The organism is Streptomyces sp. NPDC028907, assembly GCF_055564995.1.
Genome location: NZ_JBVHVE010000017.1, coordinates 198,291 through 215,260, shown reverse-complemented (window position 1 = coordinate 215,260; position 16,970 = coordinate 198,291). Strand labels below are relative to the sequence as shown.

The following is a 16,970-nucleotide window of genomic DNA, read 5'->3' as shown; positions in this document are numbered from 1 at the left end:
CCGCCAGCCGCCGTAGCGGTCCTCCAGTGCCTGGGGGAGATCCCAGTGGTTGAGCGTCACGATCGGTGTGATGCCGCGGGTGAGCAGGCCGTCGATGAGCCGCGAGTAGAACGCCAGGCCCTCTGGATTGACTTCGCCCTCGCCCGTGGGCATCACACGCGGCCAGGAGATGGAGAACCGGTAGGCGCCGAGGTTGAGCGAGGCCATGAGGTCGAGATCGGTCTCGACCTGGTGATAGTGGTTGGTGGCGACGTCACCGGTTGCGCCGTGGGCGGTCTTTCCCGGCGTGTGGCTGAAGGTGTCCCAGATGGACGGGCCCCGTCCGCCCTCGCTCGCGCCGCCCTCGATCTGATAGGCGGCAGTGGCGGCGCCGAGGACGAAGTCGGGCGGGAACGTCAGATGCCCGCGGGTGATCGAGTCGCTGTACATGAATCAGCCTCTCTGGCAATGGCGCCAAAACCTAACATCTGAACTGTAATCAGCACGGGGGCTGAACGAACTCTGGTGTCTCGTTCCCGGAGGGGTGCAGCTCGTGGGACAGACGTCGCGCGGCAGCGGGACCGCCACGGTGCTGACGGTCTCGAAGACCTCCAGGAACAGCTCGTCCGGACCTGGACGTCGTCGCCGAACCGCGCCCGGCTCTCTTCAGATCGTCACGTACGGATGTGTGAGTAGCCGAGGGGTGAGACTTCCCTCGGCGCTCGGCGCTCGGCGCTCGGCGCACCAGACGGACGGCGCCGGCCGCGGACCAGGTGGGGTGTCCGGCCTCCGGGCCGCCGCCTCCCGCAGTCAGTCGCCGAGGTGGTCCCGCAGCCAGGGCAGGGCCAGGGCACGGGTGGCCTGCGTGCCGATGTTGGCGGCGGAGCCGTCGTAGCCGTGCTCCATGAAGGGGAGCTGGATGTACCGGTGGGTGATGCCGGCGGCGGCGAGCTTGTCCGCGAACGCTTTCGTGTGCTCTGCGAAGACGAGGTGGTCGGCGCCGCCCTGGAGGATCAGCGTGGGCGGGGCCTTCTCGGTGATGTGGGTCGCGGAGTCGATGGCCTGGTAGCGGGCTGGATACTGGGCGGGAGTGCCGCCTGTGTACCACTGGATGAGCTGTTGCCCCAGCGCGCTGTCGGACTCGCTGGCCGTGAGGTCGACGGCAGGGAACGAGGCGATGACGGCTTTCACGCGGGGCAGTTCGGCGGCGGTGCCGCAGGAGGGCTTCATGGTGCCCGCGTTGATCTTGTAGGCGACGTTGATGGCCAGGTTGCCGCCGGCCGAGCCGCCGAGGGTGGCGACCCGGTTCAGGTCCCAGTGGTATTCGTCGGCGTGCGCGGTGGCCCAGGTCATGGCGCAGGCGGCGTCGGCGTCCTCGGTGTTCCATCGGTGTTCGGTCGCGCTGGACAGGCGGTAGTCGACGTCCAGTACCGCGTACCCGTGGTCGGCCAGCCAGCTCGTGTAGGGGGTGCGGCCGCGGCTGCCCAGTACGAAGCCGCCGCCGTGGATGCTGACGACCAGAGGGGCGGCCGAAGCGGCGGCAGCGTTGTCGGGCAGGTACAGGTCCGCCTTCATCTTCTCGCCGCCGAGCGTGGCGTAGGTGACGGTCTTGTCGGGGCCCCGCCCGAGCGCGGAGGCGAAAGTGGGCGGCGCGAAGGGGAACCACTTGCCGGTGGCTCCGTGTACGGAAAGGACCTGGACCGTGCTGGTGAGCAGGGCCAGCGCCAAGCCCACGCCGCCCACGGCCACGAAGGTGCGAGCCGTACGCCTGCGGGCGCCGCTCTTGCGTAGGGCGTACACGGCCGCAGCCAGGGCGAGGGCCGCGAGGACGAGGTTCCAGACGCCGGCCCCGTCGCGCATGCCGCCGATGACGAGCGCAACCGCCTGCAGCGGCGTGACATGCAGCACCGGGGAGAGCCAGCCGACGGGCAGTACGGCCAGCAGTTGGCCCAGCAGGACGAACAGGCCGAGGAGAAAGGCCACCGCCAGGAAGACGATGCGCACGAGGCGTGAGCCGGGGCCCGCGCCATCCGACGGGTCGGGTGGCGGGGCGGGGATGTCGGGGGATGCGGCGGGCATTCCGGAGCCTGGTTCTTCGAGGTCGTTGCGCATGGCCGGCGGGTCCTGTCAGACGTGCGGGGCGGGGGAAATGGCGCGCGCCATCGGATTGTCAGTATGGGTGAGGCGCGGTGCGACCTCTTCTCGGCAAGACATAAGCCCCCCGTTCGGGGGGTGCAGGAGCCCTGTGCCGTCATCTCCTCAGTGCAGGCAACCTTGCGCACGTGCCGCGGCCACGAGAGCGACACGGTTGCGCACGCCGAGCTTGCGCATACTGGAAGTGAGGCTCGACTTCACGGTCTCGGCACTGATACACAGCGCGGCAGCGACCTCGCGGTTCGTCGCACCGGTGGCGACCTCGGTCAGGATCTCCCGTTCACGCTCCGTGAGGGCTGTACGGGTCGCCTTTTCCGCCTCGGGGCGTTCTGCCGTCTGCCCGGCCAGACGGCGTACGAGAGCCGTTATCTGTCGGCGCTGCAAGCCGTCGGGCATATCTGATGCTATGTGCACGAGTTCGGAGCAGACGTCGACGAGCCTACGGCGCTCGGCCACGCTCATCTCCGTGCTCGCGGCCGAGACACTGCCCCCGGCTGTCACCCGCAGGCGTTCCAATCGGCGGTTCAGTTCCAGATCCTCGGCAAGCTCCCGCTCCAGGGCGCGCACCAGTACCACGACGTCACCGAAGACGCGGTCGCCGAAGACGTACTCGTGGCGCCGTGCTCCGTAGAGCACGCCCCGGGGACCGCCGGGGACCGGAACCCGGATCGGGACGGCGAACGCGGCACGGATCTGCTCCCGGCGCACAGCCGGATCGTACTCGTGGCTGATACCGCCCGCCCGGCAGTAGTCCGGTACCTGCATCGGCCTGTTCAGGGCCATCGCTTTGCCGCCCAGTCCCGTACCGACGGCGACGCGTAGGTTGTGCAGACCTTCGGTGGTGACGCCGACCAGCTGGTCGATGACGAAGTGGTCTGAATCGGCCGCCACCAGGGAGCCCATGACCGCGTCCACGCCTGTGACGCGCCGCATGTCGTGCAGGAGCGTGGTGAACCGTGCTGCTCGCGCCGCTGTCAGGACAGTCATGTGATGGGCCCAGGGTCCAGGAGTGAGAAGGCAATCAATGGATCTTGACTGCGAGTTAGGGGCGGTTCGGTCTGTCGAGAGCGAGGCTCGTCTCGGCGAGGAATCCGCTGAGAATGCTGTGCCGGTACTACAGCGCCCTTGAGCCGCCTGCGGAACAGGGTCTCCAGCTCGCTGAGTGCGCGGGCCGCCAGGTTGGCCAGGCTTCGCTTGGTGCGCATTGCTCGGCATGCGGCTGATGGTGGGCTTGGCAATGCCCGCACCCCGGCGCGCAGGTGTGCTGCTTGGCGTCTACGACCCCATCGAATCGGCGAGCCCGGACCGGACACGTCCATTGGGGGGCGTTGGCAGGAGCACGCGGGAGACCGCGCCGGTTTCGTGGTGGACGGTGTGTGTGCACGGCCGCAACTCGTTCCCGGTGCCGGGCACCGCACCTGTGCCCTCGTTACGTGCGTACTGCGGATGGGAGCCGCCGGCTATCAGCAGGCGTATCCGGTGTCCGGGCCTGACCTCGTGCGCGCAGGCGTCGAGGCGCACCCGCACGTGCTGCACCTGGTCGATGGGCGAGGTGGGATCGAGGCGCAGGAGTCCTTCGGCGAAGTTGCGGGACACGCCCTTCGGGTCGACGTCGCAGAGCCGCACGAACACGTCGGCGTGCGGGTTGCTCCTGGTGTGCGCCAGTTCGACGACGGGTGTTCCGATGATCTCCAGTGGGACGGTCAGCGGGGGCGTGGTGAAGGTGAGCACATCGGGGCGGTTCTGCAGGTCGGCGTTGTCCTTGACGCCGCTGTCGCGGGTGAGCAGTGGGCCACCGATGGTCGGTGTGGGGTTGGCCGGGTCGTAGACGTAGGTGGACGGCGCGCCGCCACTGGGCTCATCGGCCAGGAGCTTCCGGTCCGGCTGCAGGTAGCGCACGGTCTCGTCGGCCGCCGGGGGCCATTCCGCGAGCCGTCGCCATGCGCCCCGGCCGGTGACGTACACCTCGACGGGGAGTTTGGGCGGTGGGGGTGTCGGCGTCTCGCCGTCGGCGAGGTGGGTCTGGAGCCATTCGAGGTTGCTGAGGAGCAGGCGCCCCATACCTTTTTGGCCCTGTTCCTGGTGGGTCCAGGGGCCGACGGTGAGCGAGACGTCGACTCCACGGGTACGCAATGTCTGGTACTGGTGGAGGGTCTGTTCGAGGAAGAGGTCCTGCCAGCCGGCGGTGAGCCGCACCGGTACGTTCGCCCGCTGAAGGGCGTCGTCGAGTTTGAGACGATCCCACAGGGGATCGTCGGGGTCAGGTGTCGTCAGCCATTCCCGGAACCACGGCGTGCGGTGCTCTGTCGCCGCGTCGGCCGCGTCGGCCAGCGGGAGGGCGGCGTAGACCGGGGTCAGGCGCCGGTTCATCGTCAGCAGGCGGGCCATACCGCGTAGCCCGGTGAATCGCTCCGGGCCGGCCATCGTCGCCGCCCAGGACAGGAAGTCGCCGAGGCGGAATGCTCCGGCTCCGTACACCGTGTCGTGCATGTTGTGCGGGGCGACGGCGATCAGGCAGGTGCGCAGCTCGGGGGGCGGGTCCATCAGCAGCGCCCACTGGGTCCAGCCCACGTAGGAGCCCCCGGCGGTGGCGAGGCGCCCGTCGAACCACGGCTGGGTGCGCAGCCAGGCCACCGCGTCCTGGGCGTCGTCGGCCTCGTTCGCCATCGGGTAGAAGGTCCCGGTGGAGCCGAACGTGCCGCGGCAGCTCTGCACCGCGACGTGATACCCATGGCCCGCGTAGACCCGCGCCTCCAGATCACCCGGGAAGCCGCGCCCGTACGGTGTGCGCAGCAGGACGGTGCCCTTCGGCCGGTCGGTGACGGGGGCGTAGTGGTCCGTGACCAGAACGGCGCCGTCGCGCGCGGGTGTTGGGAGGTTCCGCTCGACTCGGTAGTCGTATCGCGTGCCCGGCAGCCGCATCAGGCGGGTCAGGATCCGGTCCGTGGTGCGGGCGGCCAGGCCCGGAGGGGCCGGGGCGGTGTGATGTGGAAGTGCGGTGGTCATGGCGTGCTTTCCGGTTGTTTCGGTGGACAGGGTCGGGACTTGACGTGCCGGAGTCGGTTCACAGGCAGGCGCGCAGAGCGCGGCAGAGGGCGTTGGATCGATCGTCGGGAAGACCACCGGGCTGTGCGGTCTGGTAGGCGAAGGCGATCTCCGATTCCGGGTGGGCGAAACCGAGGCTGCCGCCGAAGCCGTCGTGGCCGAAGCTGCCCGGTCCGGCCATCGGCCGGTGGGCCGAGCTGATCATGAATCCGGTGCCCCAGCGGTTGCCCTCGTCGGGCCCCACGAACGGCCGGCCCTCGGAGCGCACCACGCGGGCATCACGGACGGTGTCCGGGCCCAGCAGCCTGACCCCGTCGACCTCGCCCACCGTGGCCGCGTACAGCCGGGCCAGGCTGCGGGCGCTGGTCACGAGATTGCCCGCCGCGATCTCGACCGACAGCCACGCCTCCCCGTTGACGGTCTGGATGATGTCGGCGGTGTCGAAGACGCCACCGAGGCTCATCGAGCGTTCGACCATCGGTGAGGCGAAAGCGGTGGCCATCAATGCGGCGGCGTCGGGGTCGGTGTGGGGCAGCGGGTCTGCCAGGGGGTGGAAATCGGCGGCCGTGGGGTCGGCGCCGTACGTCATCGTCAGGTTCAGGGGAGCCGCCATGTGCTCGCGCAGCCACTGGCCGGGCCGCAGTCCCGTGGCCCGGCGCAGCACCTCGCCGGCCAGCCAGCCGAACGTGACCGCGTGATAGGCGTAGGCGGTTCCCGGGGGCCAGGCCGGTGCCTGCCGGGCCAGCGCGTCCGCCACGGACTCCCAGGCGCGCAGGTTCTCCAGCGTCACCTCCGCCTCGGGCGCCATCAAACCGGCCTGGTGCGTCAGGAGTTGCCGTACCGTCGTCGTCTCCTTGCCGTTCTCGGCGAACTCCGGCCAGTACTTCGCCACCGGGGCGTCGAGTTCGATCAGTCCGCGCTCGGCGGCCATCAGAAGGCAGACGGTGGTGACCCCCTTGCTCACCGAGAACACGACGGTGCGGGCGTTGGGCGTCCAGGTGCCCCGGATGGTCTGACCAGCCCAGATGTCGACGACCGGGGCTCCCTGGGCGTACACCACGCAGGAGGCGGCTGTCTCGCCGCGCTGGCGGAAGTTGTCGGCGAAGGCGTCCGCGATCGGTTCGAATCCGTTGTCGACGCGGCCTTTCACCTGTACTGCTGTCATTTTCACGCACTTTCTCGTGTGGTGTTGTCCCGCGTCGCATCCGGGATCAGCTCGTGCCTGGCCTCGGCCCGCCGGTCCCTGGTATTGCTCCGCGTCGGTCTCGCCTTCTCACACCGGCTACTTGCGGTTGAGGGCGCTCATCGCCTGGGGCAGAAAGCGGCGCAGATCGTCGTAGTCGTAGAACCGCGTCGTCCCGCCCGGATGAGTGCCGTTGCCGTAGAACCAGGCGGTGACGGGCACCTCGGCCCGGTCGAGTGCGGCGACGAAGTTCTCGGCCATCTGGCGCACGAGGATCTCCAAGGGCGCTCCCGTGACGGCGCTTACGGCGTCGTCATAGCGGCCGGGCAGCCCGTTGCCGCTGGCGACGAACAGCGACACTCCGCGCAGCTGGGCAGTCAGGTCGACCGGATTGTGCGCTTTCCAGTTGTCGGCCTGCAGGGTTCGGTCGCCGAAGATGCACGGGTCGTATCCCGCGGAGATCACGACGGGAGTGATCGGGTACAACGCGTCGAGGTCCACAGCGCCGGAGAAGGAGCCGGCGGCGACGAAGACTCCCGGGTTGCGGGCCGGGTACGCCATCGCCCCAAAGCCCCCCATGGAGCTGCCGATGACCGCGCGTCGGCCTGTCGTACGGAAGGTCTCGTCCAACCACGGGAGCAACTCGCGGACGTGGAACGTCTCCCACGCCGGGGGCGGGAACGGCACCGGACCGTTCAACAGATCGAGGCCGGTGACGGGTGTGCCGTACCAGTCCGCGTAGAAGCCGGCAGGGCCTCCGTCGGGCTGGACGAAGATCACGTCGTTGTCGCCCAGCACCTGCTGCACCTCGCCGGCGGGCCAGGTGGTGGGCGAGTTGTTGGTGCCGTGCAGGTGCATCATGACCGGGTAGCGCTTCCCGGGCGAGCGGTCGTAGTCGGCGGGCAGGATGACCCGCACCCGGACGAGCCCGTCAGGCATGGCGTCCCCGACCGCCTTCGAGCGGAACGCGTACATCCGTGTGCGGGCGTCGATGCGCTCGACCGAAACCAGGGTCAGCCCCACCGCGGGCTGGGTCGTCCGGACCACGCAGGCCGGACTGTCAACCGCGAAGGCCGGGCTCGGGGCTGCTACGCCGACGAGCAGGATGAGTGCTGAGGCGAGCATCAGCGCTACCCGCTCGGCTGCGGGCCGTGTCCGGGATATGACTGTTTCCCGGGCCATGTCACGCCCTCCCTCGTGCGGTGTTGTCCCGGATCTGGGTGACGATCTGCGGCCAGAGCGGGCGGGGAAGCTCGTGGCCCATCCCGTGGTGGATGGTCAGCGTCGAATCCGGGATCAGCTCGTGCATGGCCTGGGACGTGCCGGAATCGATCAGCTGGTCGCCGTCGCCGTGCATGATCGTGGTGGGGACCGTGATGCGGTGCAGGTGGGGCGCACGGTCGGGAGAGTTGTCGTGCGCCTCCACCTGCCGGACGACTCCATCGGGGTCGTAGTCCCGGCGGTACATCTGGCCGCCGAGTTCGCGCAGCCAGTCGATGTCCTGGGGGTATCCCGGTGAGGCGCACGCCGCTTCGTTGTCGAGGTACAGCGCGATCGCCTCGTCTTCATCGCGGGCCCGGGGGCGCTGGGTGCACTCGTCGACCAGGTCGCGGCCGGCGAGGAAGCCCGCGTTGGGCGCCGTGTAGATCAGGGCGAGGCTCAGCACCCGCGTGGGATGGTCGAGGGCGAGTTGCTGGGCGACCATGCCGCCCATCGACTGGCCCACGATGTGCGCTGCGGGGATGTCGAGCGCGGTGAGGAGACCCGCGGCATCGTTCGCCATGTCGGCCAGGGTGTAGCCGCCCTGCGGGAACTTCTGCGAGAGGCCGACGTCCCGGTTGTCGAAGCGCAGGACGTGGAAGCCCGCGTCGGCGAGTTGCCGGCACAGATCGGCGCGCCAGCCGAGCATGTGGGCCCCGAGGCCCTGGATCAGCAGCAGCGGGGGGTGGCCGGGATCGCCGAAGGTGTCGTAGCAGAGCGACACCCGGGTGGGCGTGGTGATCATGGTCATGGACGGTTCCGTTCGGTTATGGGATCGAGCGGATGCACACGGCCATCGCGCCGGCGACCAGGGCGCACGCGGGACGATGAACAGTGAGCCATAGCCGCCGAGGCTGATGAGTGAGCAGGCGATGTGAGGAGTGGCTCAATTGGCACGACTTGGTCTCTTCCGGGAATCGTGCTGGAGCGCTCCAGATCGCGTGGTCGCAGACGCGACGGACACGGGAAGACCGGCCGCCACCTCCGTCGGCGCAGTGCTGAGTTCCTGCCACCGGTGACAGGCGACGGTCGTGCCTGCCGGGGTCTGTTCGAGCGGTGGCCGTTCGGCGTGGCACAGCGGGGCCGCGTGTGGACAGCGGGTGGCGAAGGGACATCCCTCGGCGGAGACGGGGCCGGAGTTGTCACCCGTGCGCACGCGGCGCAGGCGGCGTTCTGCTTGGCGCACCGGGTCCGGGACGGGCGCTGCTTCGAGCAGGGTCCTGGTGTAGGGGTGCGCCGGGGTGGCGTAGACCGTGTCGGCGGGGCCCTGCTCCATGATCTGTCCGCGGTACAGGACCATGATGCGGTGCGAGAGGTGCCTGACGACGTCCAGGTCATGGGCCACGAACAGGTAGCCGAGTGCGAACTCGTCCTGTAGCTCCCGGAGCAGGTTGAGCACCTGGGCCTGGACCGAGAGGTCCAGCGCGCTGACCGGCTCGTCGCAGATCACCAGCCGTGGGCGTGCGACGAGGGCCCGGGCGATGGCGATGCGTTGCCGCTGGCCGCCGGAGAAACTCGACGGGTGACGGTCCGCGGCGGTCGCGGGAAGTCCGACGCGCTCGAGCATGGCGACGACCCGGTTACGGACCTCGTCGGCGGCCAGTTTCTCCGCCCGCAGCGACTCGCCCAGCGTCTGGGCGACGGTTCGGGTTGGGTTCAGCGAGCTGTACGGATCCTGGAAGATCACTTGCAGGTCGCGGCTGAGCGCACGGCGCCGTTTGTGGCCGGCTCGGGTGATGTCCTCGCCCGCGAATTCGATCCGGCCGTCGGTCGGCGACGCCAGGCCGAGCACGGCCCGGCCGATGGTGGTCTTGCCGGAGCCTGATTCACCCACGACGCCCAGCGTCTCGCGTTCGGCCACAGAGAAGTTCACCCGGTCGACAGCCCGCATGGGGGGCGAGCCGTGACCGCGTCGGAAGTGCACCGACAGATCGCGGACTTCGAGGAGGTTTGTCTCGTCGTTCACGACACACCTTCGATCTGGTGGGCGTAGAGGCAGCGGGCCTCGTGGGAGACACCGATCTCGAGGAGGGGGATTTCGCCGCTGCCGCATTGGTCGGTGGCGCGCGCACATCTCGGCCGGAAGTGGCAGCCCTGCGGCCACGAGCCCGGCATCGGGACCGCACCCGGGATGGTGGGCAGCACCGCCGAGCCGTGCTGGTTGTGCGGATTCGAGGCGAGCAGTGCCCGGGTGTAGGGGTGGTGCGGGTTACCGAACAGCTCCTTCACGCCCGCGCGTTCGGCGATCTGGCCGGCGTACATCACCACGACCCGGTCGCACATGTCGGCGACCACGCCCAGGTCATGGGTGACGAGCATGATCGCCATGCCCCGGTCGCGCTGCAGCGTGCGCAGCAGATCGAGGATCTCCACCTGGATGGTGACGTCGAGGGCGGTGGTCGGCTCGTCGGCGATCAGGAGCTTCGGTTCGCCGGCCAGGGCACGCGCGACGACGACGCGCTGGGCCATGCCGCCCGACAGCTCGTGCGGGTAGCGGCGAGCCACGAGATGGGGCTCGGGGAGCTGCACCTGTTCCAGCAGCTCGACGGCGCGTCTCCTGGCCTTGGCACGGCTCATTCCGGTGTTGATCCGGACGGCTTCGGCGAGTTGCCAGCCGATCCGGAAGGCGGGATCGAGCGCGACCATCGGTTCCTGGGAGACGTAGCCGATCTCGGTACCGCGGACAGCCTGGAGTTCGGACTCCGGCAGGGCCGCAAGGTCCCTGCCGTCGAAAAGGACGTGTCCGGACTCGATCCGTCCGCCGCCGCCGAGCAGCGCGATGATGGCGAGGGCTGTCGTCGTCTTACCGCAACCGGACTCTCCGACGACTCCGACGGTCTCGCCACGGGCGATGTCGAAGGTCACCCCGTCGACCGCACGGATGGGGCCGGTGGGCGTGGCGTAGGACACCGTGAGGTCACGGACCGAGAGCAGGCTGTCGTTCGTGCTCGCGGGCACGACAGCCGCTGCGGCAGCGGCTCGCGTGGGCGTGCGTCGGTGCTTGTCGCCCAGCGGGAGGGCGGACTTCGGGGACCAGCCCTCTGTGCTCGCGTCTCTGACCGCGTCGCCCAGAAGTCCGAACGCCAGAATCGTCAGCGCGATCGCCAGGCCGGGCGGCCAGATCAACCAGGGCTGCTGGAAGAGGGCGGCGACCCCGTCGGAGACCATGCCTCCCCAACTGGGCTCCGGAGGAGCGGCAATGAGGGCGAGGAAGGCCAGCCCGGTCTGCACCAGCAAGGCAGTTGCTGCCAGCAGGGACGTCTGCACGATGATGGGTCCCATGACCCGCGGCAGTATGTGCCGGGCGACGATGTAGGTCCGCGACATGCCGGACACCCGTGCGGCGGCGACGTAGAGCTGTTCGCGCACCGGCAGTGTCGCGGCTCGTACGACGCGCACGAGACCCGGGGCGGCCAGGACACCGAGAGTCGCCATCGCGGCCGGCACGCTCTGGGGGAAGACCGAGAGTACGACGATGACCAGGATGATCGCCGGCAGCGACAACACGAGATCCGCCAGCCAGATGATCGTCCGGTCGGTCTTGCCGCCGACGTAGCCGGCCACGAGCCCGATGGGGACGCCCAGCGCCAGGACGACCGCCATCGCCTCGACGACGCCCACCAAAGTGCCCCGGGTTCCCACCAGCAGTCGCTGCAGGACATCGCGGCCCAGGCTGTCGACGCCAAGGGGGTGGGCGGCGCTCGGGCCGTGCAGGGCGGTTGCGAGATCGCCGGCCCTTTCGGTCCCCACGTGTGGCATCAGCATCGGGGCGCCGATGGCGATCACGACGAGGATCGCCAGGTAGGCCAGGCACACGACGGCCAGCGGGCGTCGCAGCAGACGGCGCACGAAGCGGGGGGTCACGGAGGGTGATGCCGACGGTTCGGCACCGGCCACGGTCACAGTCATGCTGTGCTCACTCTCGGGTTGAGCAGCCCATAGGCGAGATCGACCGACAGGTTGACGACGATGACCACCACGGTGAAGATCACCGCGACCGCCTGGACCGTCGGGATGTCGTGGGCCAGGGCCGAACCGACGACGAGCGAACCAAGGCCCGGTACGGAGAAGACGTTCTCGATGAGAACGGCGCCGCCCAGCAGGCCGACGGTCTGGATACCCAGGACGGTGACGACCGGGATGGCGGCGTTCTTGAGGGCATGCCGATAGATCAGTGAAGTCCGGGAGACCCCGTTGGCGGCGGCCATCCTGATGTACTCGCTTCCGAGCACGTCGAGCATGGATTCCCGGGTCTGCTTCATGACGGCGGCAACGGAGCCGAGGGAGAGTGCGGTCACCGGCAGCACCAGCGATCGGGCCCAGTCCTGGGGCGATTCGGTGAACGGCACGTACCCGAGCGCGGGGAACCACTCGAGCTTGATGGCGAAGACGACGACCAGCACGGAGCCGACCCAGAAGACGGGCAGTGCCCAGCTGAGGAGAGCGAGCGCGTCGACCGCCCTGCCGATCGCTCCACCACGGACGGCACTGAACACGCCGAGGCTGACGCCGGCCACGACGCTCACGAGCAGTGAGCCGGCGATGAGGGACATGGTGACGGGCACTCGACTCGTGATCGATTCCACGACCGGGCTGCCGTTGATGATCGAATCGCCGAAGTCACCCGAGACCGCCTGGGTCAGCCAGTGCCAGTACTGCTCGTAGACCGGGAGGTCGAGCCCGAGTTGCCGGCGCAGCGCTTCGTACTGTTCCGGTGTGCCATTGACTCCGAGGATCTGGCGTGCGGCATCTCCCGGGGTGAGCGACAGCAACAGGAAGTTGAAGCTCGACACGACCAGCAGCAAGGGGACTGCCGTCAACATCCGGCGGGCCAGCAGCGAGGTCAGCCTGCCGCCTCCGGCGCCGCGTCTGCGGAGGGCGCGCCCGCGACGGGAGCGCGTGAGCGGCGCTCCCATCGCGTCAACCGACGGGTTGGCCATCGTCAGCCCTTCCAGCCGAGGTCGGCGCCAAAGACCATCCAGGGGCCCTTCTTGACTCCTGTGATGTGCTCGTTCATGCCCCACGGGATGTGGTACTCGTAGATCGGCACATGGATGGCCTGCTCGGTGACCATGCTGTTGAGCTTTCTGAACGTCTTCGCCGTCTGGTCGCCCTGCTCTGTCTGACCCTGGCGGTAGAGCGCGTCGATCTTGGCGTTCGAAGAGCCGAAGGGGTTGGTCGAGCCCTTGGGGGCATACAGCGTCGAGTACGCGCCCGCCGTCGGGGTGATGTCCGGAGTCCACTCGATCGCAGGGAACTTCTTCGAGAGCGCCTGCTGGACGAAGTCGGTGGTTGCCTGGGTGACCTTGACCTTGACGCCGACCTTTTCCCAGTCCTGCGCGACCGACTGCATCGTCGGGTCGCCCCAGTTGCCGACCATGCCCCCCGGGTCGAGGACGTCCATGCTGAACCCGTGCGGGTAGCCGGCCTGGGCGAGCAGCGCCTTCGCCTTCTTCGGGTCGTAGGGGTAGCGATCTTCCAGGGCCGGGTCGGAGTACTCGGTCTGGTACTGGGATGTCGGCCGTCCGTACTCGCCGACCAGCGCCTTGGTGATCGACTCACGGTCGACGGCGTAGTTCAGCGCCTGCCGGACCCGGACGTCGGCGAGCGGCTTGGCGATTGTCCCGTTGCGGTCGAAGAGGGTCACCAACACGGTGCCGCTGCGCCAGTGCATCACCTTCACGCCCGCCTTCTTCGCCGCGGGCGCGGTGGATGGGTCCAGGTTGCCGAAGTCGATCTGCCCGGACTGGAACGCGCGCAGCATCGAGGACTGGTTGGGGATGATCCGAACGGTCACCTTCTTGAAACGGACCTTTGTCGGACCGTGGTAGTACTTGCTGGGCACCAGGGTGTAGTGGTCGCCGGTCACGGATTGGGCGGCATCCAGGACGTAGGGGCCGACGCCGTACGTGCCCTTCGCCAGGCTGCCGGAGTCGGCGACGGACTTGGGGCTCGAGAGGGCGCCCCGGTTTGCGTACTGGGACAGGAGCAAGGGCACGATCGCGCTGGGCGAGGCGAGATTGAGCCGGACCGTGTACTCGCCCTTGGTCTCGATGGAGCCGATCGAGAGCGACGAGGTGAACGGCCCGGGCTGCTTCGCGAAATAGTCCAGCCAGGTCTTGACCGCCGCCGCGTTCAGCGGACTTCCGTCGGTGAAGCGGATCCCCTTCTTGAGGGTGAACTCGAAGACCTTGTTTCCGTCTCCGACGTACTTGTAGTCGCTCACCAGAACGGGGCTGGCGGTGTAGTCGGCGTTCATGTGGAACAGGGACTCATTGGTCAGCGAACGCATCACGTTCTGCAGTCCGGCGCCGTCCTTGGCCGGGTCGAGCGTGGCCGGCCCGGCCGAGAGGCCGATGCGCAACTCATTCGCGCTGGTGCGCCCCGATCCGTCCCCCTGGCTGCCGGCGCCGCATGCTGTTGTGCTGAGCGCCAGCGCCGATGCGGCGAGCAGCGCGATCAAGGGTTTGCGGTTCATGCGTGTTCTCCTGGAAGTCTCAACTGGGCCACAAGTCGCGTGTTGACACGCGTGGGTCACTTGTGTGGGGACTACGGGCAGGCGTCGGTAGGTCTGCTCGACCTAGTAGTCACGGCGAGTGCCTGGCAGCCGCATCAGGGCCGGTCCGTCGCGCGAGCAGGCAGGCTCGGGGCGTCGACGTGGCGTGACGCGGAAGTGTTGTGGTCACGAGACCGGATTGGCGGCTGACACGACGGGGCCGGGTGTCGTGTCGGTGCCGACGGGGATCGTGTCGTCCATGACAGATCTCTCTTTGTGTGATTCCACCAGGTCGGCGCGTATGGGGACGGTGTTCGACCGGGGTGGGCGGCTCGGGCAAAACGGATGCGGGGCGTCCCCCTACAGGCCATTGCGGCTACCGAAACAGCGATGTAATACGTATTAACTCGCTGATCGCCGTACCGTAGCCTGTGTCGGAAGGTGTGGCAAGAGTTCGGGGAGGGGCATTGCCGAGGATCACCAGCAAGGACGTGGCGCGCGAGGCCGGGGTCTCACAGACCACCGTGAGCTTCGTACTCAACGGGAAGACCGAGCACAGCCTCTCTGCGGAGACCCGCCGTCGCGTACTGGAGACGGCGGAGCGTCTCGGCTACGTACCGTCGGGAGCCGGCCGTGCGCTGCGCAAGGGCCGGAGCAACGTCGTGCTCTGCGTCGTGCCGGATCTCCCCGTCGCCGATGCCATGGAGCAGTTCAAACTGGCCCTCGGCCGGTCGCTGGGCGAGGCCGGCTACACCTGCGTGTACCTGCACCACGCTGGCACGACCACGCCGCTGGCCGAGCTGTGGCAGCACGTCCAGCCGGCGGTGGTCGTCGCGTTCGGTGGCCTGACGCCCGCCGATGCGCGGTCACTGCTTCGAGCTGAAATCCCTCTGATCGACGGCGTGATCACGCCGGGCGGTGCCAGCCTGACCGGACTGAGCCAGGAAGATGTCGGACGCATGCAGATCGAGCACCTCGCGGCACGCGGGCACCGGCACATCGGTTACGCCGCGCTGGACGATCCCCGAGAGCGCCCTTTCTGCCTACCCCGCGTGGAGGGGGCCACCCGGGCCTGCGCCGACCTGGGTCTGCCCTCGCCGCAGGTGGTCAGCATGCGCTATTCGCGGGCCAGTGCCCGGGCCGCCGTCACGGAGTGGACGCAGGGCGCCACGCCGGTCACGGCGGTCGCCGCCTTCAACGATCTGATCGCCCTCGCCGTCCTGGCGAGCTGCCGCACGCAGCACATCGCCGTCCCGGACGACCTGGCGCTCATCGGCGTCGACGACCTCCCGGTGAGCTCGCTCGCCGTACCGGCCCTGACCACCATCGGGATGGACCTCACCGTGGCAGCCAGAAATCTCACCGCACGCATCCTCTCGATGGCCGGCGCTGCGGCCCCGGCGGCGCCGAGTGCGCCCGGCGCGGGCGACATCCTCGCTGTCGTCCAGCGCGAAACGACGTAGCCGACTGATCAAGGCCAGGCGATGGCCGGGTGCTTGTGGTCGAGGTCGCCCCTCCCGTACGGGGACGTGCGGGAGCCTGACGGCGCGGTCGGTCGCCGACTCACCGTGGCAGGAGCCGCAGCGCGTGCAGAGCGGCCCCCAGGTCGGCGAGGGTCCTGGGTTCGGAGAGCGAGCGGCCCGTCAGCTTCTCGACGCGGCGCAGCCGGTAGCGCACGGTGTTGGGGTGGACGAAGAGCAGGTCGGCCGCCTCGGCGGCGACGCCCCCCGCGGCGAACCAGTGCCCAAGGGTCTCCAGTAGCCGCGCCCGCTCAGCTGCCGGCAGGTCCAGGACCGGCCTGAGAACGACCTCTACCAGGCGGGTCGCCTCCGCGGGCGCCGCGGCGACCAGCATGGCGAGGGGGCTGTCGTCGAAGCGGGCCACCCCGGGCCCGTCACCCGGCAGCCCGGCCAGCGCCAGCCGGGCGAACCGCAGTGCCTGCGGAGTGTCCCGCAGCGAGTCGAAGCGTGGACTGACCCCCACCCGGGCGCGGCTGCGGCGCAGCGTCGGCAGGCTCACCGTCTCCGCGTCCCGGTGCATGAGAGAGACCAGCCCGATCTGCTGGTCGGGCAGCAGCCGCCAGGCCGAGGGCACATGGGCCTGGCGCAGCGCCGCCTCGATGCCGGGCAGCGGCTCCTGGCCCGGGTCCGGCACGGACGCGGCAATGACCGCGTACGGGCCCCGCTCGGGCAGGCCGAGCTGCCGGGCCGCCTCCCGCAGCGTTGTACGGTCCGCGAGCGCGCCCGTGAACAGCGCCTCGACCAGCGCCGAACGGCGCGCCTCGCGGCGCAGCGCCAACTCCGCACTGGCCTCCCGGTAGGCGGCCGCGACCGCCTCGGCGTAGCGGCCGAACAGCGCCCAGATCCGCGACGACCCGGCCACCAGATCCGCGTCCGTGACCTCCGGATGCCTGCGAGCCTCCTCGACCATCTGCGACCAGAGGTACTCGAAGCCGACCCGGTAGGCGTGCAGCATGTCGGCCAGGGGCACGCCCTGCTCGGCGCGCAGGCGCCCGGTCTCCTGCGCGGGCCGCACATCGGGCTCCGCACCGGAGGCGAGCTGTCTGAGCAGCAGGTCGGCGTTGCTCGCGCAGGAATCCCGCAGCGAGGCAAACGGCGTGAGCGAGTCGTCCGTGTAGGACTCGACCTCCGCGCGGATGCGCTGAGCCATCCGCTCACCCAGTTCGGGAAGGCGCTCGCGCAGGGCGGCACCCACACCTGACAGATCCATCCTCGCAGCGTACGGCCTCCTGCTTGTGCTCCGGAACAATCCCGGCATGCGCCGGCTGTCCGCGCCGCCATGGACGGCCGACATCGCGGACGTCACCATTCCGTGAGCGTCGGAGGCGAACGT

13 protein-coding genes are annotated in these 16,970 nt (G+C 69.3%); 1 reads left to right on the top strand and 12 read right to left on the bottom strand.

Features of this window, described 5'->3' with window-relative positions; translation table 11 throughout:
• From ACZ4UU_RS38450 to ACZ4UU_RS38400, 11 genes are all read right to left on the bottom strand, one after another.
• Positions 1-429, bottom strand: a 429-nt coding sequence (locus tag ACZ4UU_RS38450) for a glycoside hydrolase family 1 protein (protein WP_471908064.1), incomplete at its 3' end; no start/stop codon positions are given.
• Between the two features lie 360 nt (positions 430-789).
• Positions 790-2,091: an alpha/beta hydrolase gene (locus tag ACZ4UU_RS38445; protein ID WP_471908063.1), complete on the bottom strand. Its 1,302-nt coding sequence runs from the start codon at positions 2,089-2,091 to the stop codon at positions 790-792.
• Positions 2,092-2,238: 147 nt separating this feature from the next.
• Positions 2,239-3,120 carry a LuxR C-terminal-related transcriptional regulator gene (locus ACZ4UU_RS38440; RefSeq protein WP_471908062.1) on the bottom strand — a complete coding sequence of 294 codons (882 nt, stop codon included), beginning with the start codon at positions 3,118-3,120 and terminating at the stop codon, positions 2,239-2,241.
• 288 nt (positions 3,121-3,408) lie between these two features.
• Positions 3,409-5,139 carry a CocE/NonD family hydrolase gene (locus ACZ4UU_RS38435; RefSeq protein WP_471908061.1) on the bottom strand — a complete coding sequence of 577 codons (1,731 nt, stop codon included), beginning with the start codon at positions 5,137-5,139 and terminating at the stop codon, positions 3,409-3,411.
• Positions 5,140-5,197: 58 nt separating this feature from the next.
• Positions 5,198-6,343 (bottom strand): serine hydrolase domain-containing protein, encoded by a 1,146-nt coding sequence (locus ACZ4UU_RS38430; protein ID WP_471908060.1) that lies wholly within the window; start codon positions 6,341-6,343, stop codon positions 5,198-5,200.
• Positions 6,344-6,460: 117 nt separating this feature from the next.
• Positions 6,461-7,543: an alpha/beta hydrolase gene (locus tag ACZ4UU_RS38425; RefSeq protein ID WP_471908059.1), complete on the bottom strand. Its 1,083-nt coding sequence runs from the start codon at positions 7,541-7,543 to the stop codon at positions 6,461-6,463.
• A gap of 1 nt (position 7,544) precedes the next feature.
• The gene (locus ACZ4UU_RS38420; protein ID WP_471908058.1) at positions 7,545-8,372 is read right to left on the bottom strand and encodes an alpha/beta fold hydrolase; all 828 of its coding nucleotides are present in this window, start codon (positions 8,370-8,372) and stop codon (positions 7,545-7,547) included.
• A 135-nt stretch (positions 8,373-8,507) separates the two neighbouring features.
• The gene (locus ACZ4UU_RS38415; RefSeq protein WP_471908057.1) at positions 8,508-9,587 is read right to left on the bottom strand and encodes an ABC transporter ATP-binding protein; all 1,080 of its coding nucleotides are present in this window, start codon (positions 9,585-9,587) and stop codon (positions 8,508-8,510) included.
• Complete coding sequence (locus ACZ4UU_RS38410; RefSeq protein ID WP_471908056.1) at positions 9,584-11,530, bottom strand: dipeptide/oligopeptide/nickel ABC transporter permease/ATP-binding protein; 1,947 nt, start codon at positions 11,528-11,530, stop codon at positions 9,584-9,586. The genes ACZ4UU_RS38415 and ACZ4UU_RS38410 overlap by 4 nt, the downstream gene beginning before the upstream one ends.
• The gene (locus ACZ4UU_RS38405; RefSeq protein ID WP_471908055.1) at positions 11,527-12,561 is read right to left on the bottom strand and encodes an ABC transporter permease; all 1,035 of its coding nucleotides are present in this window, start codon (positions 12,559-12,561) and stop codon (positions 11,527-11,529) included. The genes ACZ4UU_RS38410 and ACZ4UU_RS38405 overlap by 4 nt, the downstream gene beginning before the upstream one ends.
• 2 nt (positions 12,562-12,563) lie before the next feature.
• Complete coding sequence (locus tag ACZ4UU_RS38400; RefSeq protein WP_471908054.1) at positions 12,564-14,099, bottom strand: ABC transporter substrate-binding protein; 1,536 nt, start codon at positions 14,097-14,099, stop codon at positions 12,564-12,566.
• A 509-nt stretch (positions 14,100-14,608) separates the two neighbouring features.
• On the opposite strand from ACZ4UU_RS38400, the gene ACZ4UU_RS38395 reads away from it, so the two are divergent.
• Complete coding sequence (locus tag ACZ4UU_RS38395; protein WP_471908053.1) at positions 14,609-15,580, top strand: LacI family DNA-binding transcriptional regulator; 972 nt, start codon at positions 14,609-14,611, stop codon at positions 15,578-15,580.
• Positions 15,581-15,680: 100 nt separating this feature from the next.
• On the opposite strand, the gene ACZ4UU_RS38390 is transcribed toward ACZ4UU_RS38395, so the two are convergent.
• Positions 15,681-16,847, bottom strand: a complete 1,167-nt coding sequence (locus ACZ4UU_RS38390) for a PucR family transcriptional regulator (protein WP_471908052.1) — start codon at positions 16,845-16,847, stop codon at positions 15,681-15,683.
• Positions 16,848-16,970: the final 123 nt, after the last annotated feature.